The sequence below is a fragment of the Pseudarthrobacter sp. AG30 genome (genome assembly GCF_003116525.1).
Classification (GTDB): Bacteria; Actinomycetota; Actinomycetes; order Actinomycetales; family Micrococcaceae; genus Arthrobacter.
In genome coordinates this window covers 1-1,327 of sequence record NZ_QEHL01000008.1, presented here as the reverse complement: position 1 = coordinate 1,327, position 1,327 = coordinate 1, and the positions used below count along the sequence as shown (strand labels likewise).

Genomic DNA, 1,327 nt, shown 5'->3' with positions numbered 1-1,327 from the left:
GTCGCGGCGCAGTTCGTTCCAAGAGGTGACGGACCAGACGTCGGCGGAAACGTTCCAGTCGTCGGCGAGGATGCGTTGGGCTTCGATGGCCCAGGGCACGGAGACGCCGGAGGCGAGGATCTGGGTGCGGGGACCGTCGATCTTTGCCGGGGCGAGCAGGTAGATGCCCTTGATGAGGCCTTCGATGTCGAGGTTTTCGGGTTCGGCGGGTTGGACGATGGGTTCGTTGTACACGGTGAGGTAGTACATGAGGTTTTTGTCCGTGGAGTCCGGCCCGTACATGCGTTCGAGGCCGGAGCGGATGATGTGTCCGATTTCGTAGCCGTAGGCGGGGTCGTAAGTGAGGACGGCGGGGTTGGTGGAGGCCAGCAGGGGGGAGTGGCCGTCGGCGTGCTGGAGGCCTTCGCCGGTGAGCGTGGTCCGCCCTGCGGTGGCGCCGATGATGAAGCCGCGGGTCATTTGGTCCGCGGCGGCCCAGAAGGCGTCGCCGGTGCGCTGGAAGCCGAACATGGAGTAGAACACGTAGACCGGGACCAGCGGCACGCCGTGGGTGGCGTAGGCGGTTCCGGCGGCGGTGAAGGCTGCCACGGCGCCGGCTTCGTTGATGCCGGGGTGGATCAGCTGGCCGGCGGGGGACTCTTTGTAGGCCAGGACGAGGTCGCGGTCCACGGAGAGGTAGTTCTGGCCCTTGGGGTTGTAGATCTTCGCGGTCGGGAAGAACGCGTCCATCCCAAACGTCCGGGCTTCGTCGGGAATGATCGGGGCGATGTGCTTGCCGAAGTTCTTATCCCGCATCAGGTCCTTGAGCAGGCGCACGAATGCCATGGTGGTGGCGGCCTGCTGCTTGCCGGACCCGCGCTTGGCCACCTCGTAGGACTTTGCGTCCGGCAAGGTGATCTCGGAGTGCTTGCTGCGCCGCTCGGGCACGGAGCCGCCCAGTGCTGCACGGCGTTCCATCATGTACTTGATTTCCGGCGCGTCATTACCGGGGTGGTAGTACGGCGGCCGGTACGAATCCTTCTCGAGCTGTTCATCGGTGATTGGGATCCGGAGGTGGTCGCGGAACTTCTTCAGGTCATCCAGGGTCAGTTTCTTCATCTGGTGGGTCGCGTTGCGGCCCTCGAAGTGTGGTCCGAGTCCGTAGCCTTTGACGGTGTGGGCGAGGATGACGGTTGGTTTGCCCTTGAATTCGGTGGCGGCTTTGTAGGCGGCGTAGACCTTGCGGTAGTCGTGTCCGCCGCGTTTGAGGTTCCAGATCTGGTCGTCGGTGAGGTCCGCGACGAGGTCTTTGGTTTGCGGGGTTTTGCCGAAGAAGTGTTCGCGGACG

General features: G+C 64.1%; 1 pseudogene. It reads right to left on the bottom strand.

Annotation, left to right across the window (positions count from 1 at the left end):
• A pseudogene (locus DC347_RS07780) lies at positions 1-1,327 on the bottom strand (pyruvate dehydrogenase (acetyl-transferring), homodimeric type); the annotation flags it as partial.